Below are 26,016 nucleotides of genomic sequence, written 5' to 3' on the forward strand. Positions count from 1 at the left end.
GTCGGCGGGAATGCCGGATTCAGGGGTCCTGCGCTACCGCAGCGTTGGCGACACGCTCGGCCACCCACGCGGCAAAGGCGCGTTCGGCGTCCATGCGGAAGGCGTTGCGCGCCTGATTGCAGGCCGCATGCGCCAGGCGACGGTGCTTCTGCGTGCGCACACTGCCCAGGGTGGCGTCGTTGAGGTGCTCGATGGTGGCCGAGGCCGGCCGGCCGTGCGGTTCGGCAAAGTCCATCGCCAGCCCGCACCAGTGGCAGCGGTCGCCGAAGGTCGATCGCAGCGCCTTGACGCTCATGCTGCCAATTGCTCGGCCACGGCCGTCAATGCCGCACCCACCGGCTGCTCGACCTTCAGCGTCAGCAGGTCGTCGGCCCGCGTGCGCCCCAGGTTGACGGCCGCCACCGGCTTGCCCGCCGCCACCGCCGCCTGGACGAAGCGGAAGCCCGAATACACCATCAGCGACGAGCCGGCGACCAGCATGGCATCGGCCTCGGCCAGCGCCGCATAGGCGGTGGCCACGCGGTCGCGCGGCACGCTCTCGCCGAAGAACACCACGTCGGGCTTGAGCATGCCGCCGCACAGCGGGCAGGCCGGCACGTCGAAGCTGGCGAAGTCGCGCCCGTCCAGGTCGGCGTCGCCGTCGGGCGCGGCTGTCGCCTCCAGCGCGGCCCAGGCCGGGTTGCGCTCGCGCAGTTTCTGCTGCAGTTCGGCGCGCGGCGTGCGGGTGTCGCAGCCGAGGCAGCGCACGGTGTCGATGCGCCCGTGCAGGTCGATGGACTGGCGGCTGCCGGCGGCTTCGTGCAGGCCGTCGACGTTCTGCGTGAGCAGCATCCCGACGCGGCCCGCGGACTCGAGCCGGGCCAGCGCAAGGTGCGCGGCACCTGGCCGCGCGGTCGCCATGGTCGGCCAGCCGACCAGGCTGCGTGCCCAGTAGCGGCGGCGCGTGCGTTCGTCGCCGGTGAAGGCCTGGAAGGTGACCGGCGACGGCCGCTTCCAGTCGCCGTTGACATCGCGGTAATCGGGGATGCCCGAATCGGTGCTGCAGCCGGCACCGGTGAGCACGAAGAGACGCGGATGGCGCTTGGCGAAATCGGTGAGCGAGGCGACAGCGGGCGGGGCGAAGGCGTCCATGGCGATGGAGGATACGGCGACGTGCCTTGCCGCGCAGGCGTCGGGGCTCTAGCGAAACTGCTTGCGCAGGAAGGGCTTGTGTCGGTCGATGTGCGCGAGCTGCGCCTCGGCGACGATGCCGCCCAGGTCCACGCCGTCGCCGTTGAGCACCGCGTTGGCCTGCACCAGTGCGCGGGCGACCACCTCCTCCTCGCTGACACCGACCTGCGCGGCCAGGTCGAGCGCCACGCGCTTCATGGCGCGCTGCGACAGCATCCACATGGCGCCGAAGGCGTCCCAGGCGGCGGCCGCCTCCTTGAAGTGCTCGCGATCGGCCAGGATCTCATTGAGCGGCTTGGCCAGCAGCTCGTTGACCGCATCGAGTTGCTCGGTCAGTGCCGCATGCTGCGCCTGGGCTTCGCGCAGCGCATCGGCCGCACTGTCGGCCGGCGGCGGCACCGGTGCGGCAAAAGTGCCGTCGGGGTTGGGCCTTGGAATCTGGAGCTTGTCGGTCAGGGACATGGTGATGCCTTTCTTGGGGCGACGTGCGGGCTCAAACGCCGGTCAGCGCACGGTAGGCATCGCGCGTCTTCGGCGACACCGAGGCGAGTGCCTTGGCATGCGAGGTTCCGTGGCGCAACTGCAGGCGCGCATTGGCCACCGCGCGCGAGCGGCAGAACCAGTGGCAGGTGTGCTGCATGAGAAAGAGCTCGGCCGACATCGTGAAGGCCTTGGCTTTGGGGCTCTGCCCCGCGACATTGGCGGCGGCGTCGGCGATGCCGCGTGCATGGATCGCGAAGGCCTCGCGTGCATCGAAGGTGACGGCCGGCAGCAGCCGGTCGACCATCGGGACCGCGATCGGCAGCTTGCTGACGCGCGCCTGTGCTGCGTCGACCTTGGCGAAGTCGCCGGCGAACCGTTCGAACTGCGATGCGAGGGTCTGCTCGCTCTGCGCGAGCAGCGACCAGATCTGCGACTGCCGTTCCTCCTCGCTCTCGCCAAGGCAACGCAGGTAGCCTTCGGTCAGCGTCTCCATCAGCTTCTCGATCTGGTAGTGGCCCAGGTGGCCACCCAGCAGGCGGATGCGGCGGGCCTGGTCCGTGGCCTTGAGCACGTAGAGGCCGATGGCGACGAAGGCCACCAGGGTGAAGAATTCCATGCGATGCGAACGACGTTGGTTGGAAACGAACGTCGAGTGTAGTGACCGCGCCGCACGCGACGGCTGAGCCCCACCGCAGTGCAGCGCGGTCCGTGGCCCTTACTTCGGCAGCAGCACCTTGTCGACCACGTGAATCACGCCGTTCGACTGCACCACGTCCGCGATGGTCACGGTGGCGGTGCCGCCCTTCTCGTCGGTGATCATCACCTTGCCGCCGCTGGTCTTGGCGACGAGCGTGCCGCCGGCCACGGTCTTGAACGAGGTGGTGCCCTTGCCGTCTTCCATCATCTTCATGAGCATCTTGGCGTCGATCTTGCCCGGCACCACGTGGTAGGTGAGGATGCCCGTGAGCATCGCCTTGTTCTCTGGCTTGAGCAGCGTGTCGACGGTGCCGGCCGGCAGCGCGGCGAAGGCTTCGTTGGTCGGCGCGAAGACGGTGAACGGGCCCGGACCCTTGAGCGTGTCGACCAGGCCCGCGGCCTTGACCGCAGCCACCAGCGTGGTGTGGTCCTTGGAGTTGACGGCGTTGTCGATGATGTCCTTGTTGGCGTACATCGGCGCGCCGCCGACCATTACCTGGGCGTAGGCCGTGACAGCGCCCACCGACAGCGCGGCGGCGAGCGTGAGGGAAGCGAGGTGCGAGAACTTGGATTGCATGGATGGCTCCTGTTGGATGTGTCGCCACGGAGATGCGTGGCGACCCTCCTCATACGCAGCGAGATCGCGCCTGGATTCCAACGCGCCGCCCCGCAGCGCTTCGCGCGGCCATCTCCTACGTCCCAGGCCCCTACGCCAGCGGGTTGATGACCCCCGCGGCCGGGATGTTGCCCTGGCCCTTGTGCTTCTCCGTGAAGTTGAAGAGATCACTGATCTTGAACTTGCCGTCGGCCGATGGCAGTTCCTCGCCCGGCTTGGGCGGATTGCCGAGCAGGCTCTCGGGGTCGTCCTTGAGCAGGCCGACGAAGACCTCCGCCACGATCGCTGCGCCGGTCGGACCGAGGTGCTGGCTGCCGGCCTTCACCTCGGCCTCCTTCAACAGGTAGAACCACAGCGGCGTGTGCTCGCCGATGTTGAACTTCTTGATCACCGCGCCGCCGGTGCCGCTCTCCAGTTCGGCCTTGGTCAGCAGCGGCATGCCCATGCGGCCGGCCACGGCCTGGCCGGTGGGCAGCTTGTAGTGCATCGAGCCACGCAGCAGGTTGAGAGCAGCCAGCGGGCGCCCCGGCGGCGCGCCGATCATGAGCTGGTCGGAGATGGATGCGTCGATGGCCGAGGCCATCTGCGGCGTACGGCCCAGGTCGGGGAAGAAGGCGCCGAAGTCGAGCAGCCAGTTCGTCGGGTACTGCAGCAACGGCCCGCCCGGCGCCGTGGCGAAGCCATCGCCGGTGAAGGCGAAGGCCAGGCGGAAATCGGTGCCCGCGACGAACACGCGATTGAACTCGTACTTGGAACGCACCATGCTGTGGCCGAAGCGGTAGGCCGCCCCCGAGAACTCGAGCGGAATGAAGGGCTCGGTGGCCAGCTCGCCGGGGCCGATGCGATAGAACTTCAGTTCGGTCATCGCGTCGTCGACCGCCTGCTGCCCCACGATGAGCGGCAGGAACTGGTTGAGCAGGATGCGCTGGTAGTGGTGGATCACCAGCCGGCGCACGTCGAGGAAGGACTTCTCCGGGAAGGCCAGGCAGATGGCATTGTGGAAGTGCAGCATCGTGCGGTGCAGCTGCGCGACGATCAGGTTCTCGTCGTTGCGCTTGTCGCCGAGGATGGCCGTCGCATCGCCCTGCAGGAAGCAGGTGCGCGGCAGGTCGTAGGCGGCGCCGTCGAGCGCATGCACCTGCGGCAGTTCGGTGCCCGGCCCCGGGCCGGAGTCCTTGACCGGCCCCAGGATGAACTGGTTCGCGCTGGTCTGCGTCTGCCGCCGATAGAGGAAGGGCTGGTCGCGCGGCCCGGAACCGTAGAGGCTGTCGAGGTCGAGTGCCGGCGAACGGAAGTTGACGAGATCGGCCACGTCCACCGCGTTCTCGCCGAGGCTGGTCGGGTCGAAGGTGATGTCGTGGTCGACGAACTGCCCGAAATAGGTGAAGCCGGCCGGGATCACGCCGGGCGTCGGGCTGGTCACCGGCGCATGCATCGCGGCGCCGAGTTCCTCGGCCACCTGTGCATCGGTCGTCGGGTTGCCGGTGGTCCACGGGCTGGTGGAAAGCTCGGGAAACAGAAAGCCGAAGCGGCCGGGTTTGACCATGTTGCTGCGTACCGGGTCGGCATTGGCCGTGCTGTAGCCGTGGCTGCGGGGTGGGGGCGGTGGCGTTGACGAGGCGTGCGACTTGCCGGTCGACTTGGTGGCGGGCATGGACGTCGGCGGCGCGTTCTTCTTCATGGCGGTCTCCTCGAGGGTGGCGGGCATTCATCGTGGAACTCCGCGTGCTGGCGCGGATGTGTCGGCCACCCGTGTGGAACGGGCGCCGATGCAGCGCATGCCTCATGGCGCGGACGGTGCCGCGCGCCATCGAGGCGTGCCTATTGAAAGCCCATCACCTGATTTGTCCAACGCCTCCGCGGCGTGCATCGGCCATAGGCCGACTCCCCGAAAGTCGGGGGCCTCATCCCGCAGAAGTGGTAGTGCTGGCGTGCACACAACGCGCGATGTGACAGCGTGTGTGCGGGCCCTGTGGCTGCGAAGGAATTCGTTACGACACGCGGCCGGGGCCGTGATCGAACGACACCAGGCTCACCCGTGCCCGCAGTCCGCCGCCCTCGTTCGGCAGCAGGTCGAGCCGGCCACCGTGGGTCTGCGCCACACGCTGGACGATGGCCAGCCCCAGCCCGGCGCCGGCCGGCCCGCCGCGCGCATCGCCGGCGCTGCGGCGAAAGGGCTGCTTCAGGCGTTCGGCATCGGCCGGGTCGATGCCATTGCCCCGGTCGGACACCTCGAACCACGGGCCTTGCGGACCGCTGCCCGTGGTGATGCGCACCGGCGCGCGTCCGTGTCGCCAGGCGTTCTCGACCAGGTTGACCATGGCGCGGCGCATCGCGGCGGCGCGCAGGGGGGTGGCCGGTACATCGCCCAGGTCCAGGCCCACCTCGCGGCCGTGGTCGGCGTTGCTCGCGGCCACGTCGCGTGCCATCGCATCGAGCGAGGTGGGCACCGGCGCCTCGTCGGCCTCGCTGCGGGCGAAGTCCAGGAACTGGCCGACGATGGCATCCATCTCCTCGATGCTGCGGACCATGCTGGCGCTGACCGCCGGTTCGCTCGCGCTCGCCATGATCTCGACGCCCAGGCGCAGCTTCGCCAGCGGCGTGCGCAGGTCGTGCGACACGCCGGCGAGCATCAGCGCGCGCTCGCGCTCGGTCTGCTGCAGGCTGCCGACCAAGTGATTGAAGCTGCGGCTCACGGTGGCGATCTCGGTCGGCCCGTCCTCGGGCAAGGCCGGCGGCACCTGACCGCTTGCCAGCGCACCCGCCGCCTGCACCACCCGCGCCAGCGGGCGGTTGAGCCGGCGCTGGAACCACAGCGCGCCGATCACGGCCAGCAAGGCGCTGCCCGCCGTGACGGCGAGCCACGCACCGGTGAACTCGCGCGACGGCAACGCGCCGGGCAGCGCGATCCAGTGGTCGGTGCCGTCGATGGCCATGCGCACCGCGAGGCCACGACCACCCTCGCGCCGCCACACGGCCTCGGTACCCTGGGCCGCGATGCGCGCCGACACCGCCCGCACGAAATTGCGTTCCATCGGCGTGAGCAACGTGCGGGCACGGGCACCCGTCCCCTCACGCTCGGCGGGCAACGCCGCGCGCTGGTTGAAACGTTCGATGAAGCCGTTTCGCTCGGCCGCGGGCAGGGCGCGCAACCCGTCGCGCAAGGCGTTGACGGTGCGTGCCACGCTGTCGGCCGCCTGTTCGACACGGGGACGGATCACCATCTGGCGCACCAGCAGCGCGCCGCCCAGTTGCCCCAGCGCGATCAGCGCCACGATCAGCAGCGCGTTGCGGCCCAGCAGGCTGCGCGGGAACAGCCTCATGCGTCGTTGCCCACGGATGGCGCCGACCCGCGCCCCCCTGCTCGACCGTCGGGCACGAAAACATAACCTTGGCCCCACACGGTCTGGATGTGCCGTGGCTGGGCCGGATCGGCTTCGATCAGCCTGCGCAGGCGCATCACCTGCACGTCGATGCTGCGGTCGGTCGCCGCATGGTCGTGTCCGTGGGCCAGCACCATGAGGCGGTCGCGGCCCAGCGGGCGGTTCGGGTGCTGCGCCAGCGCCTGCAGCAGCTTGAACTCGACCGTGCTCAGGGGCACGTCCTCGCCATCGCGTTCGAGCCGGCGCTGCGAGAGGTGCAGCGCGTACGCACCGAAGCGCACGGTGCCGGCGTCGGCGGCCGGCCCGGCATGCGCGCCCAGCACGCGCTGGCGCCGGATCAGCGCCTGGATGCGCGCAAGCAGTTCGCGCGGCGTGAAGGGCTTGGGCAGGTAGTCGTCGGCGCCCATCTCCAGGCCGACGATGCGGTCGATCGGGTCGCCGCGCGCGGTGAGCATCAGGATCGGAATGGTCTCGCCCTGCGCGCGCAGGCGCCGGCACAGGGCCAGCCCGTCTTCCCCGGGCATCATCACGTCGAGCACCAGCACATCGAAGCGCTCGCGGGCCAGCAGCCGCTCCACCGGTTGCGCGTCTTCGACGGTGCGCACCACCAGGCCCTGGTCGCCCAGGTAACGCTGCAGCAGCGCGCGCAGGTCGGCTTCGTCGTCGGCGATGAGGATGCGGCCCGGTGTGGCGGTCATGAGGCGATCGTAGTCGCGGCACTGTCCACCGTACCGCCACGAAACCATGACAAACGATGACACGCCTGCCCCGGCTGTCATGGCTTGCCACCGACAACGACCGCCGTGACACCCTTTCCAGGCGATGCGCGGCGACAGTGAGGCCACGGTGCCGCACGGTGTGGCGCCGGCCCTCGAAGGAGTCGTCCCATGACACACGCCCTGTCCATTTCTACCCTCGGTGCCGCGCTGCTGGTCGCCGGCTTCGCCATCACCACCGACGCCGAAGCGGCCAGCCGCCGCGTCGTGCGTCCCAACGCAGCCGGCGGCACAACCGCGACGGCGGCCGTGGTGCGACAAGGCCCCTATGGCGGGGGCATCGTCCGCGGCCGCGCCGTCGCGACCGACGGCCAGGGCAACGCCACCGCCGTGCGCGGCGGTACCGCGCGCGGACCGAACGGCGGCACGGCCTCGCGCACGGGCACCAATACGCGCAACGCCGACGGCTCGGCCACCCACCAGAGCAGCCTGTCGGCCAGCGGCAGCCAGGGCAGCGTGCAGAGCAGCGGCAATGCCAGCCGCGACGCCTCCGGCAACGTGACGCAGAGCCGCAGCACCAGCGCCACCAGTGCCGCGACGGGCAACAGCGTACAGAGCAGCAGTTCGTACAACCAGGACACCGGGCTGACCCGCAGCGCCACTTGCTACAACGCCAGCGGCGCCGTGATCGCCTGCCGCTGATCCCCCGACATGCAGGAGAAGACCATGAAGCTCGCCCGCCCCACCCACTGCCTTGCAACCAGCGCAGGGGCCGCCCTGCTGGTGCTGGCCAGCGTCGCCGCCTGTGCGCAGGCGCCAGCCGGCCAGCGTGCCGAACGCATGCAGACCGAACTGCACAAGCGCTTCAGTGCCGCCGACACCAACGTCGACGGCCAGCTCACGCGCGATGAAGCCAGCAAGATGCCATGGGTGTCGAAGAACTTTGATGCCATCGACACCACCCGCAAGGGCTCCGTGACCATGACCGAGATCGAGGCCTACGCGATGACGCAGCGCGGCGCACGCCAGGCCGGGAAGTAAGGAGCGACGCATGTCCTTGAACGCTCTCGGCGAAGCGCTGGGCACCGACGCCCTGCGCTGGCTGGCGCTGCTGCCGCTCGTCGTGATCGGCATCGCCACGCTCGAAGGCCTCGTGCGCACCTACTGGTTGCGCCGCGCCTACGACTGGCGTGCCTTCGCCGCATCGATCGCCGACGCACTGGGCCGCCGCGCCATCGATGCGCTCGGCCTCTCACTGGCCGCGCCGTTCCTGCTGTGGGCCCACGCGCACCGCCTGCAGACACTGGCGCTCTCGACGCCGCTGGCCTTCGCGCTGCTCTTCGTCGGGCAGGAGTTCTTCTACTACGGGTACCACCGTTGCGCGCACCGGGTACGCTGGTTCTGGGCGACGCACGCGGTGCACCATTCGCCCAACGAACTCACGCTGGCTGCGGCGATGCGGCTGGGCTGGACCGGCAAGCTCACCGGCACCGCGCTCTTCTTCACGCCACTGGTGTGGCTGGGCTTTCCGCCGAGCGCGGTGCTGGCGAGCGTGGCGCTCAACCTGCTCTACCAGTTCTGGCTGCATGCGCCGTGGATGCCGCGGCTCGGTCCGCTCGAATGGGTGCTGAACACGCCGACGCATCACAAGGTGCACCACGCATCCAACACCGAGTACCTCGACTGCAACTACGGCGGCGTGCTGATCGTGTTCGACCGGCTCTTCGGCACCTTCGTTGACGAGCGGGCCGACGTGACGATCCGCTATGGCCTCACCACGCCGCTCTCCACGCACAACCCGCTGCGCATCGCCTTTCATGAATGGCTGAACCTGGGCCGCGATCTGTGGGCTGCGCGTGGCTGGCGGGCGCGATTGCTCACCGTGTTCGGACCACCCGGAGCCCAGCCATGAAACCGATGATTCGCGTTGCCCTCTCCGCCCTGCTCGCCCTCGCGGCCATTGCGGCCTTTGCCGCAGCGCCCACCGACGTGCGCCGCCTCGACGACCTGCCCTACGGTACCGACGCGCGGCAGCGCATGGACGTCTTCCTGCCCGCCGCCCCGCGCGGTGCACCGATCCTGCTGATGGTGCATGGCGGCGCCTGGATGGTCGGCGACAAGTCGATGTCGCGCGTGGTCGACGCCAAGGTCGCGCACTGGGTCGGCGAGCGCGGCTACGTCGTGGTGTCGATCAACTACCGCATGGTGCCGCAGGTCGACGTGATGACGCAGGCACGCGACGTGGCCACCGCGCTGGCGACCGTGCGGGCACGCGCCGCCGAATGGGGCGGCGACGCGTCGCGCCTGGTGCTGATGGGCCACTCGGCCGGCGCGCACCTGGTGGCGCTTTTGAGTGCCGATCCGTCGCGGGCCGCGGCCCAGGGTGCGGGGCCATGGCGCGGCACGGTGGTGCTGGACTCGGCCGCGATCGACACGGTCGCGCTGATGTCGCGGCGCCACCTGCGCTTCTACGACCGCGTGTTCGGCGCCGACCCGGCGTCCTGGCGCAGCGTCTCGCCGACCGCCGCGCTCACGCCGCGCGCCGTGCCGACCCTGGTCGTGTGCTCGACGCTGCGCCGCGACGACTCGTGCGACCAGGCGCGGGTGTTCGTCGAGCGCGCCCGCGCCATGGGCGCGCGTTCCGAGCTGCTGCCGCAGGCGCTCGACCACGCAAGCGTCAACGGCGAACTCGGCCGACCGGGCGCGTACACCGCATCGGTCGATGCGTTCATCGACCGGTTGATGGCCGACCGCTGACGCCAGGGACTACTTGCGCAGCCCCTGCAGCTTGGCGAAGGCGCTCGCCATCTGGCCCGCGGGCTGCGGCGCGTTGTCGCGGCGCGCGCCCTGCTGCTGGCCGCGGCCCGCCCCTTCGAAGCGGTTGTCGCGCGGACCGTCGCGTCGTGCCGGTGCGGCATCGAGCCGCATCGACAGCGCGATGCGCTTGCGCGCCACGTCGACCTCCATCACCTTGACCTTGACGATGTCGCCGGTCTTGACGATCTCGCGCGCGTCCTCGACGAACTTGTTGGCGAGCTGGCTCACGTGCACCAGGCCGTCCTGGTGCACGCCCAGGTCGATGAAGGCGCCGAACTGCGCCACGTTGCTCACCGTGCCTTCGAGCACCATGCCCTCCTTCAGGTCGGCGATGTCGTCGACGCCGTCGTTGAAGCGCGCGACCTTGAAGTCCGGGCGCGGGTCGCGGCCCGGCTTCTCGAGCTCGCCCAGGATGTCCTTGACCGTGATGACCCCGAACTTCTCGTTGGCGAAGAGTTCGGGCCGCAGCGTCTTGAGCATCTCGGCGCGGCCCATCAACTCGGCGATGGGCTTGCCGGTCTTTTCCATGATCTGTTCGACCACCGGGTAGGTTTCCGGGTGCACGCCGGTCACGTCGAGCGGGTTGCTGCCGCCGCGCACACGCAGGAAGCCGGCACTCTGCTCGAAGGCCTTGGGGCCGAAGCCGGTCACTTCGAGCAGTTGCTTGCGCGTCGCGAAGGCGCCGTTGGCCTCGCGCCAACGCACCACCGCCTTCGCCACGCTGGCCGACAGGCCCGACACGCGCGACAGCAACGGCACGCTGGCCGTGTTGAGGTCGACGCCCACGGAGTTCACGCAGTCTTCCACCACCGCGACCAGCGTGCGCGCGAGCTCGCTCTGGTTCACGTCGTGCTGGTACTGGCCGACGCCGATCGACTTCGGGTCGATCTTCACCAGCTCGGCCAGCGGGTCCTGCAGGCGGCGCGCGATGCTGGCGGCGCCGCGCAGGCTCACGTCGACATCGGGCATTTCCTGCGAGGCGAATTCGCTGGCGGAGTAGACCGAGGCGCCGGCCTCGCTCACCACCACCTTGTCGATGGCCATCGGCGGCGCACCGGCCTGCTCGGCCATCTTGGCGAGCAGCTTGATCAGGTCGCCGGCCAGCTTGTCGGTCTCGCGGCTGGCGGTGCCGTTGCCGATGGCGATCAGGTTCACGCCGTGCTTGGCGCACAGCTTGCCCAGCGTGTGCAGCGAGCCTTCCCAGTCACGGCGCGGTTCGTGCGGGAACACGGTGGCGGTCTCGACCAGCTTGCCGGTCGCGTCGACCACCGCCACCTTCACGCCGGTGCGGATGCCGGGGTCCAGCCCCAGCACCACGCGCGGGCCGGCCGGCGCGGCCAGCAGCAGGTCGCGCAGGTTGTCGGCGAAGACCTTGATCGCGACCTTCTCGGCCTCTTCCCGCAGGCGGGTGAACAGGTCGCGCTCGGTCGAGAGCGCGAGCTTCACGCGCCAGGTCCAGGCGACGCACTTGCGGATCAGGTCGTCGGCCTTGCGGGCCGAGTGGCTCCATCCGAGATGCAAGGCGATCTTGCCTTCGGCAATGGACGGCTTGCCCGGCTCGGGTTCGACCGGCAGCACCAGCTTGGCATCGAGGATGTCGAGCGCGCGGCCGCGGAACACGGCGAGTGCGCGGTGCGAGGGCACGCGACCGATCGGCTCGTCGTAGTCGAAGTAGTCGCGGAACTTGGCGACGTCGGCGTTGTTCTCGTCCTTGCCCGTCATCAGCGTCGACTTGAGCAGGCCTTCGGCCCACAGCCATTCGCGCAGGCGCTGCACCAGACCAGCGTCTTCGGCCCAGCGCTCCGACAGGATGTCGCGCACGCCGTCGAGCACGGCCGGTACGGTGGAGAAGTCGGCGCCCGGCTTGCCGTCGTCCAGCGTCTCGGGCGGCTTGAGGAAAGCCTGCGCCTCCACAGCGGGGTCGAGCGTCGGGTCCGCGTAGAGCTTGTCGGCCAGCGGCTCGATGCCGAACTCGCGCGCGATCTGGCCCTTGGTGCGGCGCTTCTGCTTGAAGGGCAGGTAGAGGTCTTCCAGCTCCTGCTTGGTCGCCACGGTCGCGATGGCAATGCGCAGCGCGTCGGTCAGCTTGCCCTGCTCGTCGATGCTTTTGAGCACCGCGGCGCGGCGGTCGTCGAGCTCGCGCAGGTACGACAGGCGCGCTTCGAGTTCGCGCAACTGGATGTCGTCGAGGCCATCGGTCACTTCCTTGCGATAGCGGGCAATGAAAGGCACCGTGGCGCCCCCGTCGAGCAGCTCGATGGCCGCTTTCACCTGGTGCTCGCCGACCTTGATTTCGGCGGCAAGCTGGCGAATGATTTTTTGCATGTTCGAACGAGTCCCTGGCGCGCAATGAAGCGCAGAAGTTTGCCATAGGCCTCCGGGCGCGCAGGGTCGCCATCGCAGGCGCCGGCCGGTTCGCTAGTTGAAGGCGGCGTCGCCGGCCCCGAGCAAAGGCGGGCGCGTCAGGTCCTGGTCGATGCCCATGACCTCGCTGGCGCGCTCGACGGCCTGCCAGAGCGGCGCGGGCATCTTCAGAATTTCTTCGGGCGAGTTCGCACGCGCAATCCAGTCGCCGATCTGGCGGTGCTGCTCAGGGGTGAGCAGGTCGAGGTTCAGCATCTCGTCGATGGTCTTCATGGGGGGTAGAACAGTGGCTCTTCAATGTGCGCATCGGCGAAGGCCGATGGCTTGGGTATGACCATGGTGCCGCAAAATCCGGCCGATGACCGATCTGCCCTTCAGCACCGCCGCCGAGCGCAACAAGCAACCCATCCTCGACGCCCTGCGCGACCTGCTGGGCGAGCGCGGCGCTGCCCTCGAAATCGCCTCCGGCACGGGCCAGCATGCGGTGTGGTTCGCCGCGGCGCTGAAGGAGTGGGTCTGGCAACCCACCGACGCCGATGCCCGCGCGTTGCCTGCGATCGCCACCCGGATCGCGCAGAGCGGCCTGCCCAATCTGCGACCGCCGGTGCTGCTGGACGTCATGTCGACGCCGTGGCCCGCCGTCGATGCCCCCTTCGCCGAACGCTTCGACGCGATCTTCTGCGCCAACATGCTGCACATCGCCCCGCCCGCCACGTGCGCCGCGCTCATGCAGGGCGCGGCCCGCCATCTGCAGCCGGACGGTGTGCTGATCACCTATGGCCCTTACCTCGAGGACGGTCCGGTCGCGCCAAGCAACGAGGCCTTCGATCGGAGCCTGCGGGCGCGTGATCCGGCCTGGGGCATCCGCAGGCTGGACGAGGTGGTGCGCGAAGCGGACCGGTCGGGCCTCGCGCTGTGCGCACGGCGTCCGATGCCGGCGAACAACCTGTTGCTCGTGTTCGGCGGCGATGCGGCGGCTCAACGCTTTTTCCAGGTTCGCCCGTCCACGGAGCGGTAGGTGCCGCCCGTGGCGCAGCACCCGCCCGCGCCGATGGCCATGCGGCCGAGCGTGACGGTCAATACGCCGGCATCGAACGCCAGGGACTCGCGTTGGCACACGGTCCAGAACGGATAGAACTCGGGGGCCAGCACACTGACCCAGCGGACCCCGCCCCCTTCGCGGCGTTCGACCCGGTACACCTCGCAGTCGTGCAGCACCAGGAACGTGGGTTCACCCGCCAGCCGGCCCTGAAAGACGCGTTCTGCAGGCGCTTCGCGCGTGGCGATAGCCTCCTTGCTCATCAAGGGATCGGAAGGCGTCGCCGTGAACCCTTGGAGGTCGCAACCCGACAGGCTGCCCAACGCCAGCAGCCAACCCAAGGCACGACACAGTTTTGCGGTCATGGCCTCGAGCATGCCACCGCTGCCGGCAGCGACATCGGCGCCCGCATTCAGCGCCGGATGCGCCGAACCGTCGACGATGCCGCCACGTCCGCCTCGGCCTCGCTCGCCTGCAGGCGCCGTGCGTCCATGATGTTCGGCAGGTTGAACTCGATCCAGTCGGCCAGGGCCTCCACGCGCAGACCCACCTCGCGCCCCAGCGGCGTGAGGCTGTATTCGACGTGCGGCGGCACCGTCGCGTACGACTTGCGCAGCACCAGGCCATCGTCTTCAAGCCAGCGCAAGGTCTGCGACAGCATCTTCTCGCTCACGCCGCCGACCTTGCGGCGCAGCTCGCTGAAGCGGTGCACGCCGCCCATCAGCGCCACCAGCAGGAGCACGCCCCAGCGGCTGGTGACGTGCGAGAGCACCTCGCGAGAGGGACATTCGCGCGACATCAGTTCGCCGCGCTGAAGCGCCTCGGCCAGCAGGCGCGGTTGGGCCGATTCGGAGCGCGTGGCAAGCCGGGGCGCATTCATTTTACTAACCTCCAGGTACGTACTTACGAAAAGTAAGTTTGGTGGCTATTCTGCCCGTCTTCCCTTCACCACTCCAGGAATTTCACATGATCGTCGTCACAGGCGCTACCGGCCAACTGGGCCGTTTGACCCTTCAGGCGCTGCTGCGCAGCGTGCCCGCCCACCAGATCGTCGCGGCCGTTCGCACGCCGGCCAAGGCACACGACCTCGCCGCCCTGGGCGTGGTCGTGCGCGAGGCCGACTACACGAAGCCCGCGACGCTCGACACCGCCTTCGCCGGTGCCGACAAGCTGCTGCTGATCTCTTCCAGCGAAGTCGGCCAACGCGCCGCACAGCACCGCGCCGTCATCGATGCCGCCCGGCGTGCCAAGGTCCAGCTGATCGCGTACACCAGCGTGCTGGACGCGGGCGATTCCCTGCTGGGCCTGGCCGCCGAGCACCGGGAGACCGAGGCGATGCTCGCCAGCTCCGGCCTGCCCTTCGTGCTGCTGCGCAACGGCTGGTACACCGAGAACTACACCGCATCGGTGCCCACCGCGCTGGCGCACGGCGCGCTGATCGGCAGCGCCGGCAGCGGCCGCATCGCCTCGGCCGCGCGTGCCGACTACGCCGAAGCCGCCGCCGCCGTGCTCACACGCGACGACCAGGCCGGCAAGGTCTACGAACTGGCCGGCGACGCGAGCTACACGTTGGCCGAGCTGGCCGCCGAAGTCGCCAGCCAGGCCGGCAAGCCGGTGGTCTACCAGGACATGCCCGAAGCCGACTACAAGGCAGCGCTGCTCGGCGTCGGCCTGCCCGACTTCGTGGCGGCGCTGCTGTCGGATTCCGACGCCGCCGCGTCGAAAGGCGCGCTGTTCGACGACGGGCGCCAGCTGAGCGCGCTCATCGGCCACCCGACGACCCCGATGGCAGCGACCGTGAAGGCGGCGCTGGCAGGATGAGGCACTGACGCGCGGCGGCATCCCGTGGCGAGCCGACGCGACGGCTCCCTGTCCGCTCACTGCTGCGCGGCGAGGCCCGCCGGCAGTGCGCCTGCAGAGCGCCAGACGGCCGTGCCGTCCGCCCGGGAGAGCACCAGGACGCCATCGTTTCCAAGCGCAGCCGCCGTGCCCCCCGATCCGGTGTTACCGCTTTTCCAGATCGGCACCAGGTCGAGTCCATACAGCACCAGATGGCCCTCGCTGCCCAGGGCCAGGCGCGCCGCCGGCTTGCCCGCGGTGCCCGACTGCCAGCGCACGGTGCCGCTGGCGTACTCGGTCAGCACGAGGTTGCCGCTTTCCTCGAAGGTCAGGCCGAAGCGGCCGTCCGGCGACGCCAGGCGCTGGCCCGGAATCAGTTGTTCTCCCACTGTCAGGCGATCCTTCGCCGTCGGCGCGGCGCCGGCCACGAAGCTCCAGTTGTCGATCTGATGGGCGGTGGCCTGTTGGCCATTGGCGGCCGTGAAGCCGAAGTACAGCTTGGCACTGTCGACCACCCGCTCCAGGTTGATCTCACGCTGCAGCACAGGCTGCGCCGGTTTGACGGCGGTGGCATCGCGCGAGAGAAACACCGACAGCCTGCGCGAGCGTGCGTCGTAGTCCACCCACATCGTGTGCGCGAAGCCGTCCGCCAGGGTGAATGGCGCGTCGGCATAGGCATCGGCCAGCAGGCTGCCGTTGAGCAGGATGCCAACGTGGTTGCCGTTCGGGTCCTGCCCCAGCGTGGCGCGCGTGTCGAGCTTGACGGCCACGCTGCGTCGGATGCCGCCGTAGCCCAGGGCGCTGCCGCCCTCGCCCAGCGTCGACGAGTCGTTGCCCTGCACCACGAAGGTCATTCCCTCGCCGCCACCACTCCCCATCTTGAACTGAAACCGGGTGCTGAACGAGGTGTCCCCGCCCAGCGCCACCGGCGCCCGGTAGAAGGCAGCGCCGAGCTGCCCGGCCTTGGGGTCGGTCAGCATCAGCACCCCGGCGCTGTCGATGTGCGCCGAGCCGTTGCGGCCGACATCGGCGGTGCCGAGGAAGGACGGCAGGTGCGCCGCCAGGGTGAACTGGGCCGGCACCGCCGTGCTGCCGATGCGCACGATCTTCGCCACGGATGGCACGCCGGCATCGTCGAAGGCGAACACCATGTAGTGCCCCGGCGGCACCACGTTGGCGTTCCCGTTCAGCTTGATCTTGAGGCGGGTGCCGTCCTGGGTGAAGGGCAGTTCGAGGAAGCGCTGCTCGAAGTCGTAGGAGTGGGTCACCGAGCCGGTGCGCACCAAGGTCACGCGCTGGATCGGGTGCGCCGCGATCACCGACATGCCGAAGTCCTTGCCCAGGGTCAGGTCGCTCTCCCCCGCCACGATGATCGGGCGCGGCAGACGCCGGCCGCTGCCGTCCTTGGCAAACAGGTAAGGCGGCGCATAGACCTCGCCGTTCAACTGCACCACGGGCCCGGGCGAGCCGCCGCCGACCGTGAGCACGGTGGCATCGGGCAGCAGCAGCGCCGTGGAATGGTAGAGGCGGTACTTCTGCGCCGAGGCGCCGACGCTCCATTTGCCGGTCTTCGGGTTCCAGATACTCGCCGCGAGGGATACATCGAACGCCACATTTTCCCGGCCCGAACCACCGGTGGCCAGCACCTGGCCGTCGGGCAGCACGGTGGTGGATGCCCAGATGCGGTTGGTCCCGATGCTCTCGGTCTCGGTGACGACCGGCGTGGTGGTGTTGACGTCCACCACCGAGACCTTGCCGCCGGCGCGCACGAACAGCGCCTTGCCCTTGTCGAACATGGCCCAGGGGAGCTGCCATCTGACGTCGGAGGGCAGCGCGCCGACCTGGGCCATGGCGCCGTTTCCGTCGGTGTTGATGCCGTACAGGGTGCTGCCGCTGGCCACGACCAACTGGCCGGTCGGGGCGAGCATCGTGCGCGGATAGAACAACTCGCCCGGCCAGCGGATGCCGGTGAGCGTGCGCCAGCCCTGGCCGGCGGTGTAGACCTCCGGATACTCGGCGCGCGCGCCGCTGGCTTCCATGCCGGCGAGCACGAACACGCGACCGTCCGACAGCGTGGTCAGCGTGTCGTACCAGCGCGAGTAGTTCATCGGCGTGCCCGAGGCCTTGATGGACTGCGCCACCGGATCGAAGAGATTGACGTCGGCCACGCCGGTGTTGACCAGCAGGTTGCCCGCCGCGTTGCGCAGGTTCTGCCCTCGTACGTCGCCGCCCGCGAGCAGCACCTGGCCCGACACGGGCAGCACCAGCTGGGCATTGCAGAAGAGGTCGGTGCCGGTGGTGTGTTGCAACAGGGCATGGGCCTTGGTCACCGGGTTCCAGACGTCGTAGTAGAGCTGAGCGCCCTGCTCCCCGCTCGGGTTGCTGCCGTAGGTCATCACGTTGCCGTCGGGCGTCAGCACCGCATGGATGGCGTTGATCGGCCAGGTCTCCGGTGCCGACCACAGGCCCTTCGTGCCCGCCTCGCGCAGCTCCTGCGTGAGTGCCGGCACCGGCTGGGACGGCCCGGGGGGCGGGGGCGGCGACACCGGCGGTACCGGCGGCGGCGCCCCAAGGTCGATCGGTGCGCCTGGCGTGTCCTGCTCGGCCGCGACGATGGCGGCGACCTCCGGCGTCATCGCGGCGGTGCCGGCGCTTGCACCACTCCCCTGCCCGCCGTCTCCGCCACCCCCGCCACAGCTGGCCAGCATGGCCGTCGCCGCGATGAACACGCCTGTGCGCGTCCACACGCGTATGGCTGCCGCATTCCTGTCGATCCATGCGTTCATTCGACGCCCTCCCTGATTGAAGGAGGTGTTTATAGATTGAACACAAAAGTTCACAAAATTGAATTCGGTGCTTTCTGCCAATACCACGCTTTGATGCCCGCGCGCCCCGGGAAGGCGCGGTGACCATCGATCGCATGGCCGCCTTTCAGCAGCGCCCCCCGGGCACGTGGCACGCACGGCACGGGCGCTCGCGCGGGTGCTGGCGCCGTCCTCAGCGACGCGGCCGAGGCCGACCTCGGAAAAGGCATACTCCGCCTGCCCGGTTTTCGCCGGGCTCGCGCGACGGGCGGTGGAGGCCGCCCGCGCGTGATAACACCAAGTAAAAAAGGGAATGAAAAATGAAAAACGCACTTGTGTTGCTGACGATCGTCGCCGCTGTCACGGCCTGCTCCAAGCAGGAAACGCCCCCCGCCCCAGCGCCGGCGCCCGCCGCACCGGCAGCCACTGCGCCGGCCGCGCCACCTGCGTCGTCCACCGCGGCGCCAGCCACCACCACCGCGGCGTCGGCGGACCTGCCGAAGGAATGTCAGGACTACCTCGACAAGGTCAATGCCTGCATCGGCAAGCAGAGCGGTCCCGCCGCCGACGCGGTGAAGGCGTCCATGGACCAGACCAAGGCCGCGTGGGCCAGCTACGGTGCCAACCAGGCACAACTTGGTGCGGCTTGCAAGGCGGCATCCGACGCATTCGCCGCCCAGGCGGCTGCGATGAAGTGTTGATACGCTCATCGCCCGGGTGCCCGGGTTGACCCCGGGGATACCGCCCGCGACACCATGACCGCGCCGCGCCCGCTCTGGAAGACCTTTGCGTTCTTCCTCGCCCCCATGCTGCTGAGCAACATCCTGCAGTCGCTGTCGGGCACGCTCAACAACGTCTATGTCGGGCAGATGATCGGCGTCGGCGCGCTGGCGGCGGTATCGAGCTTCTTCCCGGTGATGTTCTTCTTCATCGCCTTCACCATCGGCCTGGGCGCCGGCGCATCGGTGCTCATCGGGCAGGCCTGGGGCGCACGCGACATCGCCAAGGTCAAGGCCATCGCCGGCACCACGCTCACGGTCGGCATCGCCTTCGGGTTGGTGGTCGCGGTGTTCGGCGGCGCCTTCACGGCACCGCTGCTGAAGGCGCTGCACACGCCGCCGGACATCCTGGCCGACGCGACGCGCTATGCCCGCATCATCCTGATCGCGATGCCGGGTCTGTTCGTCTTCCTGCTGTCCACCGCCATGTTGCGCGGCGTGAGCGACACGGTGACGCCGCTGTTCACGCTGGGCATCTCCACGCTCATCGGCCTCGTGCTGACGCCGGCGCTCATCCGCGGCTGGGGCGGGTTGCCGATGCTGGGCGTGGCCAGCGGTGCGGCAGCTACGGTGGTGTCCTTCGTGGTCGCCACCGTCTGGCTTGGCTTCCGGCTGCGCCGCATGCAAAGCCCGCTGGCGCCGGACCGCGCCTTCGCACGCAGCATGCGCATCGACTTCGCGATCCTCAAGATGGTGCTGCGCGTCGGCGTGCCCACCGGCGTGCAGATGATCGTGATCGCGCTGGCCGAGATCGCCTTGCTGTCGCTGGTCAACAGCTACGGCTCCGAAGCCACCGCCGCTTACGGCGCGGTCAACCAGGTGGTGGCCTACGTGCAGTTCCCGGCGATCTCGATCGCGATCACGGCATCGATCCTCGGCGCCCAGGCCATCGGCGCGGGCCGCACGGCGCAACTCGGCGCCATCGCGCGCACGGGTCTGATGATGAACCTGGTGCTCACCGGGTCGCTGGTCGTGCTGGGCTACCTGTTCTCTCGACGGCTGATGGGCTTCTTCATCACCAGCGCACCGGTGATCGAACTGGCGCAGACACTGCTGCACATCATGCTGTGGGGCACCGTGATCTTCGGCATGGCATCGGTGCTGTCGGGGATCATGCGGGCCAGCGGCTCGGTGCTGGTGCCGACCGCGATCTCGATCGCCTGCATCGCGTTGGTCGAGGTACCGGTGGCCTACGTGATGAGCCATCGCATCGGGCTCCATGGGGTCTGGATCGCCTATCCGGCCGCCTTCATCGCCATGCTCGCACTGCAGACGGCGTACTACCGCCTGGTGTGGCGCAAGAAGGCGATCCGGCGGCTGGTGTGAAGCGCCGCCGCTCGCCGAGGCCGTGCCGGGCTGCCTGTTCGTCTACCCAAGTGCCAGCACCCCTCAACTTTTCATGCTTCGTGCCGATATACCCGGAGAACTACCACGCTCCGATCTGCACAGGCCTCGCATGCGACCCGAACCCACCCCCCGCCGAGCGGCACCGACCGACTGGCCACGCTATCCCGTCCTGCGGGCCGTCGTCAACGGCTTCGGAACGATGACGGGCAGGCGGCCGCGCGACAGCGAACGGCCTTTGCAAGCCATCGAGCCCATCCAGACGCTCGAGCTCGATCAGCGCGTGCGCGAACTCGGCGAGTGGTAGCCGCACGGCCTCATCCGAGGCACCGCCTGCGCGTCCGCCCTGCAGTCGCCTATCCACGAGCATCGATGGAAAGACCATCAGCTCGACGAGCGCCGGCACTTGAATAACGCCATCTCCTTCTTCGAACCTAGGGCTTCACCATGTCTCAACGCTCCCACCTCACCCTGCGAAAAAAACTCATCGGGCTGATTCTCTTTTTCGTCGCCACGCTGATCGCCGTCGGCGCGATCGGCATGCAGCAGGTCTGGAGCGTCAGCCAGAGCCAGCGCGCCATGTACACCGAGACGGTGGTGCCGGTGCGCATCGTCATGGACGCGGCGCGCCAGGGCGCGACGCATTTCCGCCGCATGTACGTGTACATCCTGAACGCCGACCGAAAGGCGCGCGACGGCGAGCTCAAGTTCAACGAGCAGTCGGAACAGACGGTGCTCGAAGCGATCCAGCGACTGAAGGGCAACACCACCGATGCACCGCTGCGCGAACTCGGCACCAAGCTCGCCGACACCTGGAAGAACTACAAGGCCGCCGTCGCCAACGTGCAGGCCCTGGCCGACAGCGGCGATCCGACCGCGATGGACGTGCTGCACAAAGATGCCGCCGGCCTGCACGTGGCGGCCCGCAACATCCTGCTGGAAGCCAGCAAGCGGCAGGAAGAACTGGCCCGCCTCGACATCGAGCACGCCGCTGCTGCCGTCGAGCGCACCTTCTGGGCCCTGTCGGCACTCATCCTGCTGGGCGTGGTCCTGAGCAGCGCACTGGGCCTGTGGCTCGTGCGCTCGATCATGCGGCAACTGGGCGGCGAGCCCGCCTACGCGGCGGAGATCGCACAGGAAGTGGCCAAGGGCAACCTGGCCGTGGCCGTCGCGCTGCGCCCGGGCGACGACGTCAGCGTGCTGGCCGCCATGGACGGCATGCGCGCCAACCTGGCGCAGCTGGTGAGCGAAGTGCGCCACTCCAGCGAATCGATCGCGACCGGGGCCAACCAGATCGCCACGGGCAATGCGGACCTGAGCCAGCGCACGGAAGAACAGGCGTCGAGCCTGGAAGAAACCTCGGCCTCGATGGAACAGATGAACGCGACCATCAAGCAGAGCGTGGACACCATGCACACGGCGTCGCAGCTGGCCAACTCGGCCAGCGTCACGGCCGCGCGCGGTGGCGAGGTGGTGCGCAACGTCGTGCACACGATGGAACAGATCACCACCAGCTCGCGCAAGATCGGCGACATCATCGGCGTGATCGACTCGATCGCCTTCCAGACCAACATCCTCGCGCTGAACGCCGCCGTGGAAGCGGCCCGCGCCGGCGAACAGGGCCGCGGCTTTGCGGTCGTGGCGAGCGAAGTGCGCAGCCTCGCGCAGCGCAGCGCCGAAGCCGCCAAGGAAATCAAGCACCTGATCGGCGAGAGCGTGAGCAAGGTCGAGACCGGCTCCACGCTGGTGAACGAAGCCGGCAGCACCATGGGTGACCTGGTGGGCCAGGTGCGCCGCGTGGCCGACCTGATCAACGAGATCGGCACAGCGACGCGCGAGCAGGGGCAAGGTGTCTCGCAGGTCAACGACGCGGTGAACCAGCTCGACCAGACGACGCAGCAGAACGCCGCGCTGGTGGAAGAGTCCGCCGCCGCCGCCAGCAGCCTCAGCGAGCAGGCCGCGAAGCTGGTGCAACTGGTGAGCGTCTTTCAACTCGCCCAGAGCGACGCACCCTCGGCCCGGCCTGCAGCGCGTGCATCGCTGATACGTTCTGCACCGAAGGCAGCGCTCGGGCCGGTGCGACTGCGCGCGACCTCCGCGCCCCGCGCCCCAAGCAAGCGACTGGCTGCCGCACCCGCCGCCAAGGCCTCGGCCGTCACGGCAGGCGGCGACTGGGAAACTTTCTAAACGGCGTCCCCTATCCCGGTCATGAACATCTTCAAACCCACCACTGGGCGCGTTGAACGATCATCGCGGCAAGGAGAAATGCCATGAAAGTCCTTCGTCTCTGGGTCGGCAGCGCGGTCTCGCTGTCGGGCGCCGCCATCCTGCTGTCCCGACTGTTCTGATCCGCAAAAAGCCGCGCCCGACGCTACGGCGCCGCGCAGGGAACGCCGGGGTTTTGCAGTAGCTGCGCGATGTGCCGTGCGATGGCTTCCGACGCATTCGATGCCACGCGTTGCGCGCCTTGCGCCAATGCGTCGATCCCATTGCCCACGGGTTCGCTGGTGCGCCACTGGCAGGTCGTGCTGAGGTCGGCGTCGGACCGGCGCACGGTCCAGCTCAGGGCCGCATCGACGCGCGTGTTCTCCACCGCATCGAACTGCCTCAGCTGCACCGCGATGCGCCACGCGGGCGTATTCGGCTGACGGCCGCCTTTCGTCACGTCGATGGCGCCCAGGCGCGTCGCAATGCCACTCGACAAGGCATCGCGCAATTCGTTCTCGAAGGACGAAGACCAGCGGTGCTGCTCCAGCAGCGCGACCTCGGCGCTCCGCCCCCCCGCCTGGTGCACCACCATCTGCGGCCGCGCGAGGCGTTCGGGCACGGCGACCGGCGCCAGTTCGATGAACACCGGTGCGCCGGACGCAGGCGCCGCGCTCGACGGGCCGCCGGGCGCTGCCAGGGTGTAGTAACGGTCCGGCGCACTGGCGCAGCCTGCGACGAGCACGGCGGCCGCGAGGCAGGCCGCAGCAAGAGAAGTCGGATATCGCGTCATTTCTTCGTGTCTTCCGGTTTGCCGCGCAGGAGCGACTCGGGGTGGCGTTCGAGGTAGTCGGTCAGCACGCGCACGGAGCCCGCCGCACGTGTCAGCTCCTGCAGCGTCTGGCGCATGTCCTGTTGCAGGGGCGAATCCTGTGCCAGCGTGCGCTCGGCGGAGTTGATGGTCTTGCGCGCGTCCTTCATCGCCGCGGTGATCTCCGGCGACACATCGTTGTTGAGCGTGCGCGTGAGCTGCTCGGCGCTCACCAGCGTCTTGTTGAGCGTGGCGAGCGCGGTACGCACGTCAGCGCCGATCTGCTCGAAGGGCACCTTGTTGACCTTGCTCACGATCTCCTGCACCTGCGACTGCAGTTCGTCGAGGCTGTTCTGCATCGTGGGGAGTTCGACCGGGTCCTTGTCGATATCGACGGTCGCCTTCGGCGCGTTGGGAAAAAAGTCGAGCGCGATGTAGTTCTGCCCGGTCAGCAGGTTGCCGGTGCGCATCTGCGCGCGCAGGCCCTTGCCGACGAGGAAGCGCAGCCGCTGCCGTTGCGTGAAGCGCGACTCGGCCACTTCGCCGGGCTTGCGGGAGCGCAGACGGTCGGGGTAGACCGTGGCGACCACCGGCATGCGGAACTCGCGCTCGCTCCGGTCGAACTGGATACCGATCGATTTGACCTCGCCGATCACCACGCCACGGAAGTCGATCGGCGCACCGGGCGACAGGCCGCGCAGCGACTGGTTGAAGTGCAGCAGCACCGTCTCGGCGGGACCGTCCGGCGGCTTCATCGCGGCGCCCTCGTCGTCGGCGAGTGCGAAGGCGGTGTTCTCGCCCGCGACCGGCCCGTTCTCGTTTTCCGGTGCGCCGAAGGCGATGCCGCCGAGCAGGATGGTGGCGAGCGACTGGGTGCGCAGCGTGATGCCACTGGCGTTGAGCCGCATGTCGAGCCCGCTGGCCTGCCAGAAGCGCGAGTTGCCGCCGACGAACTTGTCGTACGGCGCGTTGACGAACACCCGCAGCGTCACGCCGCGTCCGTCGTCGTTCAGCTCGTAGGCCGCCACCTGGCCGACCTTGATGCGGCGGAAGTACACCGGCGAGCCGACGTCGAGCGAACCGATGTCCGGCGCGCGCAGCAGGAACTGCTTGCCCGACGCATCGCGCGTCACGATGGGCGGCACTTCGAGCCCGGTGAACTCCTTGGCGCTCTCTTCCGACGTGCCGGCGTCGGCGCCGATGTACGCGCCCGAAAGGAGCGTGCTCAGGCCGGAAATGCCCGAGGTGTCCAGCCGCGGCCGCACCACCCAGTAGCGGGTGTCCTCGGCGGTGAAGGCGTTCGCATCCTTGTTGAGTTGCAGCGTCACGCGCACATGCGAACGGTCACGCGCCAGGCGCAGGCTCTGCACCACGCCGATCTGCACGTCCTTGTACTTGACCGCGGTCTTGCCGGCCTCCAGGCCCTCGGCGGTCTTGAAGGTCAGCACGATCTCGGGCCCGCGGTCGATCAGGATGCGCGCCACCAGGAAGATGCCGACCAGCGCAGCCACCACCGGGATCAGCCAGATCAGCGACGGCATCCAGTCGCGTCGCCGGGCCACGCGCGGCGGCGGCAAGCCGCCGGAATCCGCGGGCGCGGGTGAAGGCGCGGGACGTGGATCGTTTTCACTCATGTGCGTACTTCCCTTGTGTGTTCTTCGTCATCCGTTGCACCGTCCCAGGTCAGCTTGGGGTCGAAGCTCAGCGACGCGAGCATCGTCAGCACCACCACCGCGCCGAAGGCCGCGATGCCGACACCTGCCGTGATTTCGGCGAAACCTTGAATGCGCACCAGCCCGGCCAGCAGCGCGACCACGAAAACGTCGAGCATCGACCAGCGGCCGATGATCTCGATCACGTGGTAGAGCTTGGCCCGTTCGGCGCGTCGCCAGGTGCTGCGCCGCTGCGCGCTCACCACCAGCACGAACAGGGCCGCCAGCTTGAACAGCGGCACCAGGAAACTGGCGACGAAGACGATGGCGGCGAGCCCGTAGGCACCGGTCACCCAGAAATAGATCACGCCGCTCATGATCGTGTCGTCGCTCGTGCCGAACAGCGTGCGGGTGATCATCACGGGCAACAGGTTGGCCGGCAGGTACATCAGGCAGGCCGCGATCAGGAGGGCCCAGGTGCGGTTCAGGCTGTCGGTCTTGCGGATGTGCAGCGGCGTGCCGCAGCGGCCGCAGTGCGTGCCCTCCTCGGCGTCCTGCCAGACGGTGCCGCAATGGCGGCAGCCGATCAGGCCGCTGTCGATGGCGCGGGCGGTGCGTGCAAAGGGGGTTTCAGGTGCCGTCAAGCGGCTTCCTCGCGGCCGGCGGCTTCTGCCTCGGCCTTGTGCATCGTGCCCTCGGCCATCTCCCAGAAGCCGCGCGGGTCGAAGGCCAGCACGGCGGTCAGCAGGACTGTCAACGCCATGAAGGCATAGAGCGCCGGACCGGGCAGCACCGTGGCCATGCTCGAGAGCTTGACCAGCGCCACCAGCACGCCCAGCAGGAACACTTCGACCATTCCCCAGGGCCGCAGCGACTGCATCGTGCGCACCAGCCAGGCGAAGCCGGCCACCACGCGTTCGTGCCGCCGCAGCGGCACCAGCAACCAGAGCAGGATCAGCAATTGCAGCAGCGGGAAGAGGATGGTGGTGGCTAGCACAAGCAGCGCCACCAGTGACATGCCCTCGCCCGCCAGCGCCACGACGGCGCCGGCCAGGGTGGTCTGGCTGCGCAGGCCGCGCAGCTCGATCTCGACGATGGGGAACAGGTTGGCCACGCCGAACATGATGAGCCCGGCCACGGCCAGCGGCAGGATCCGCTCCTGCTGGCCGCCCAGGTGGCGCTCGAGTTCGGTCCCGCAGACCGGGCAGCGGGCGACTTCGCGCTCGCGCAGCGTCGCGCGGCCATAGACCGCGTCGCAGCCCTCGCAAACGATCGCCTCGGGAATTTCCTTCATCGGC

At 69.0% G+C, this 26,016-nt stretch carries 27 protein-coding genes; 10 read left to right on the plus strand and 17 right to left on the minus strand.

The annotated features are described in order from the left end of the window. Window positions 1–19: 19 nt before the first annotated feature. The 8 genes from ACSFA2_RS21840 to ompR form a co-directional block, all read right to left on the minus strand. Window positions 20–295, minus strand: a complete 276-nt coding sequence (locus tag ACSFA2_RS21840; protein ID WP_435457422.1) for a hypothetical protein — start codon at window positions 293–295, stop codon at window positions 20–22. Beyond that, window positions 292–1,131: an NAD-dependent protein deacetylase gene (locus tag ACSFA2_RS21845; protein ID WP_435457423.1), complete on the minus strand. Its 840-nt coding sequence runs from the start codon at window positions 1,129–1,131 to the stop codon at window positions 292–294. The genes ACSFA2_RS21840 and ACSFA2_RS21845 overlap by 4 nt, the downstream gene beginning before the upstream one ends. A 48-nt stretch (window positions 1,132–1,179) precedes the next feature. Then, complete coding sequence (locus ACSFA2_RS21850) at window positions 1,180–1,632, minus strand: hypothetical protein (protein ID WP_435457424.1); 453 nt, start codon at window positions 1,630–1,632, stop codon at window positions 1,180–1,182. Between the two features lie 31 nt (window positions 1,633–1,663). Beyond that, entirely contained in the window at window positions 1,664–2,269 is a 606-nt protein-coding gene (locus tag ACSFA2_RS21855) for a hypothetical protein (protein WP_435457425.1), read from the minus strand. A gap of 99 nt (window positions 2,270–2,368) precedes the next feature. Beyond that, the gene (locus tag ACSFA2_RS21860) at window positions 2,369–2,926 is read right to left on the minus strand and encodes a fasciclin domain-containing protein (protein ID WP_435457426.1); all 558 of its coding nucleotides are present in this window, start codon (window positions 2,924–2,926) and stop codon (window positions 2,369–2,371) included. 130 nt (window positions 2,927–3,056) lie between these two features. Then, window positions 3,057–4,646 carry a peroxidase family protein gene (locus tag ACSFA2_RS21865; protein WP_435457427.1) on the minus strand — a complete coding sequence of 530 codons (1,590 nt, stop codon included), beginning with the start codon at window positions 4,644–4,646 and terminating at the stop codon, window positions 3,057–3,059. Window positions 4,647–4,956: 310 nt separating this feature from the next. After that, a complete protein-coding gene (locus ACSFA2_RS21870) occupies window positions 4,957–6,288 on the minus strand; it encodes an ATP-binding protein (protein ID WP_435457428.1) in 1,332 nt (443 codons plus the stop codon). After that, the gene (ompR, locus tag ACSFA2_RS21875; RefSeq protein ID WP_435457429.1) at window positions 6,285–7,046 is read right to left on the minus strand and encodes an osmolarity response regulator transcription factor OmpR; all 762 of its coding nucleotides are present in this window, start codon (window positions 7,044–7,046) and stop codon (window positions 6,285–6,287) included. The genes ACSFA2_RS21870 and ompR overlap by 4 nt, the downstream gene beginning before the upstream one ends. Window positions 7,047–7,235: 189 nt before the next feature. Here ompR and ACSFA2_RS21880 point away from each other — a divergent pair, with 189 nt between their 5' ends. From ACSFA2_RS21880 to ACSFA2_RS21895, 4 genes are read left to right on the plus strand one after another with little or no spacing between them, the layout of a single operon-like run. Continuing rightward, window positions 7,236–7,766, plus strand: a complete 531-nt coding sequence (locus tag ACSFA2_RS21880; protein WP_435457430.1) for a hypothetical protein — start codon at window positions 7,236–7,238, stop codon at window positions 7,764–7,766. A 24-nt stretch (window positions 7,767–7,790) separates the two neighbouring features. Then, entirely contained in the window at window positions 7,791–8,105 is a 315-nt protein-coding gene (locus ACSFA2_RS21885) for an EF-hand domain-containing protein (protein WP_435457431.1), read from the plus strand. Between the two features lie 10 nt (window positions 8,106–8,115). Beyond that, entirely contained in the window at window positions 8,116–8,976 is an 861-nt protein-coding gene (locus ACSFA2_RS21890) for a sterol desaturase family protein (protein ID WP_435457432.1), read from the plus strand. Further along, complete coding sequence (locus ACSFA2_RS21895) at window positions 8,973–9,821, plus strand: alpha/beta hydrolase (RefSeq protein WP_435457433.1); 849 nt, start codon at window positions 8,973–8,975, stop codon at window positions 9,819–9,821. Before ACSFA2_RS21890 ends, ACSFA2_RS21895 begins: the two co-directional genes overlap by 4 nt. Window positions 9,822–9,830: 9 nt before the next feature. Here the strand turns inward: ACSFA2_RS21895 and ACSFA2_RS21900 are convergent, their stop codons facing one another. Together ACSFA2_RS21900 and ACSFA2_RS21905 are read right to left on the minus strand one after the other, a co-directional pair. Further along, window positions 9,831–12,206, minus strand: coding sequence for a Tex family protein (locus tag ACSFA2_RS21900; protein WP_435457434.1), 2,376 nt, complete (start codon window positions 12,204–12,206; stop codon window positions 9,831–9,833). 93 nt (window positions 12,207–12,299) lie between these two features. Next, window positions 12,300–12,518, minus strand: coding sequence for a hypothetical protein (locus tag ACSFA2_RS21905; RefSeq protein WP_435457435.1), 219 nt, complete (start codon window positions 12,516–12,518; stop codon window positions 12,300–12,302). An 85-nt stretch (window positions 12,519–12,603) separates the two neighbouring features. Here ACSFA2_RS21905 and ACSFA2_RS21910 point away from each other — a divergent pair, with 85 nt between their 5' ends. Beyond that, window positions 12,604–13,263: a DUF938 domain-containing protein gene (locus ACSFA2_RS21910; RefSeq protein WP_435457436.1), complete on the plus strand. Its 660-nt coding sequence runs from the start codon at window positions 12,604–12,606 to the stop codon at window positions 13,261–13,263. Here the strand turns inward: ACSFA2_RS21910 and ACSFA2_RS21915 are convergent. Then, entirely contained in the window at window positions 13,224–13,649 is a 426-nt protein-coding gene (locus ACSFA2_RS21915; protein WP_435457437.1) for a hypothetical protein, read from the minus strand. The two genes, ACSFA2_RS21910 and ACSFA2_RS21915, sit on opposite strands and share 40 nt — an antisense overlap. A gap of 47 nt (window positions 13,650–13,696) precedes the next feature. Then, window positions 13,697–14,164, minus strand: a complete 468-nt coding sequence (locus tag ACSFA2_RS21920) for a winged helix-turn-helix transcriptional regulator (RefSeq protein ID WP_435457438.1) — start codon at window positions 14,162–14,164, stop codon at window positions 13,697–13,699. 86 nt (window positions 14,165–14,250) lie between these two features. On the opposite strand from ACSFA2_RS21920, the gene ACSFA2_RS21925 reads away from it, so the two are divergent. Beyond that, a complete protein-coding gene (locus tag ACSFA2_RS21925; protein WP_435457439.1) occupies window positions 14,251–15,105 on the plus strand; it encodes an SDR family oxidoreductase in 855 nt (284 codons plus the stop codon). Window positions 15,106–15,161: 56 nt separating this feature from the next. Here ACSFA2_RS21925 and ACSFA2_RS21930 read toward each other — a convergent pair whose 3' ends face one another. Next, window positions 15,162–17,909: a galactose oxidase-like domain-containing protein gene (locus tag ACSFA2_RS21930; RefSeq protein ID WP_435457440.1), complete on the minus strand. Its 2,748-nt coding sequence runs from the start codon at window positions 17,907–17,909 to the stop codon at window positions 15,162–15,164. Window positions 17,910–18,247: 338 nt separating this feature from the next. Between ACSFA2_RS21930 and ACSFA2_RS21935 the strand changes: the two genes are divergently transcribed. The 4 genes from ACSFA2_RS21935 to ACSFA2_RS21950 all read left to right on the plus strand — a co-directional run bounded on the left by ACSFA2_RS21935 (window position 18,248) and on the right by ACSFA2_RS21950 (window position 22,237). Further along, complete coding sequence (locus tag ACSFA2_RS21935) at window positions 18,248–18,628, plus strand: hypothetical protein (protein WP_435457441.1); 381 nt, start codon at window positions 18,248–18,250, stop codon at window positions 18,626–18,628. Between the two features lie 54 nt (window positions 18,629–18,682). Continuing rightward, on the plus strand, window positions 18,683–20,032 hold the full coding sequence (locus tag ACSFA2_RS21940) for an MATE family efflux transporter (RefSeq protein ID WP_435457442.1): 1,350 nt from the start codon (window positions 18,683–18,685) through the stop codon (window positions 20,030–20,032). A gap of 130 nt (window positions 20,033–20,162) precedes the next feature. After that, window positions 20,163–20,357 carry a hypothetical protein gene (locus tag ACSFA2_RS21945; RefSeq protein WP_435457443.1) on the plus strand — a complete coding sequence of 65 codons (195 nt, stop codon included), beginning with the start codon at window positions 20,163–20,165 and terminating at the stop codon, window positions 20,355–20,357. Between the two features lie 140 nt (window positions 20,358–20,497). Further along, the gene (locus ACSFA2_RS21950; RefSeq protein ID WP_435457444.1) at window positions 20,498–22,237 is read left to right on the plus strand and encodes a methyl-accepting chemotaxis protein; all 1,740 of its coding nucleotides are present in this window, start codon (window positions 20,498–20,500) and stop codon (window positions 22,235–22,237) included. A gap of 184 nt (window positions 22,238–22,421) precedes the next feature. Here ACSFA2_RS21950 and ACSFA2_RS21955 read toward each other — a convergent pair whose 3' ends face one another. From ACSFA2_RS21955 to ACSFA2_RS21970, 4 genes are read right to left on the minus strand one after another with little or no spacing between them, the layout of a single operon-like run. Next, entirely contained in the window at window positions 22,422–23,048 is a 627-nt protein-coding gene (locus ACSFA2_RS21955; protein ID WP_435457445.1) for a PqiC family protein, read from the minus strand. Further along, window positions 23,045–24,700: a PqiB family protein gene (locus tag ACSFA2_RS21960; protein WP_435457446.1), complete on the minus strand. Its 1,656-nt coding sequence runs from the start codon at window positions 24,698–24,700 to the stop codon at window positions 23,045–23,047. The genes ACSFA2_RS21955 and ACSFA2_RS21960 overlap by 4 nt, the downstream gene beginning before the upstream one ends. Continuing rightward, on the minus strand, window positions 24,697–25,362 hold the full coding sequence (locus ACSFA2_RS21965) for a paraquat-inducible protein A (RefSeq protein ID WP_435457447.1): 666 nt from the start codon (window positions 25,360–25,362) through the stop codon (window positions 24,697–24,699). Before ACSFA2_RS21965 ends, ACSFA2_RS21960 begins: the two co-directional genes overlap by 4 nt. Next, the gene (locus ACSFA2_RS21970; RefSeq protein ID WP_435457448.1) at window positions 25,359–26,012 is read right to left on the minus strand and encodes a paraquat-inducible protein A; all 654 of its coding nucleotides are present in this window, start codon (window positions 26,010–26,012) and stop codon (window positions 25,359–25,361) included. Before ACSFA2_RS21970 ends, ACSFA2_RS21965 begins: the two co-directional genes overlap by 4 nt. Between the last annotated feature and the right edge of the window lie 4 nt (window positions 26,013–26,016).

Origin of the sequence: Variovorax cryoconiti, assembly GCF_051216395.1 — a bacterium.
GTDB lineage: Bacteria > Pseudomonadota > Gammaproteobacteria > Burkholderiales > Burkholderiaceae_C > Variovorax.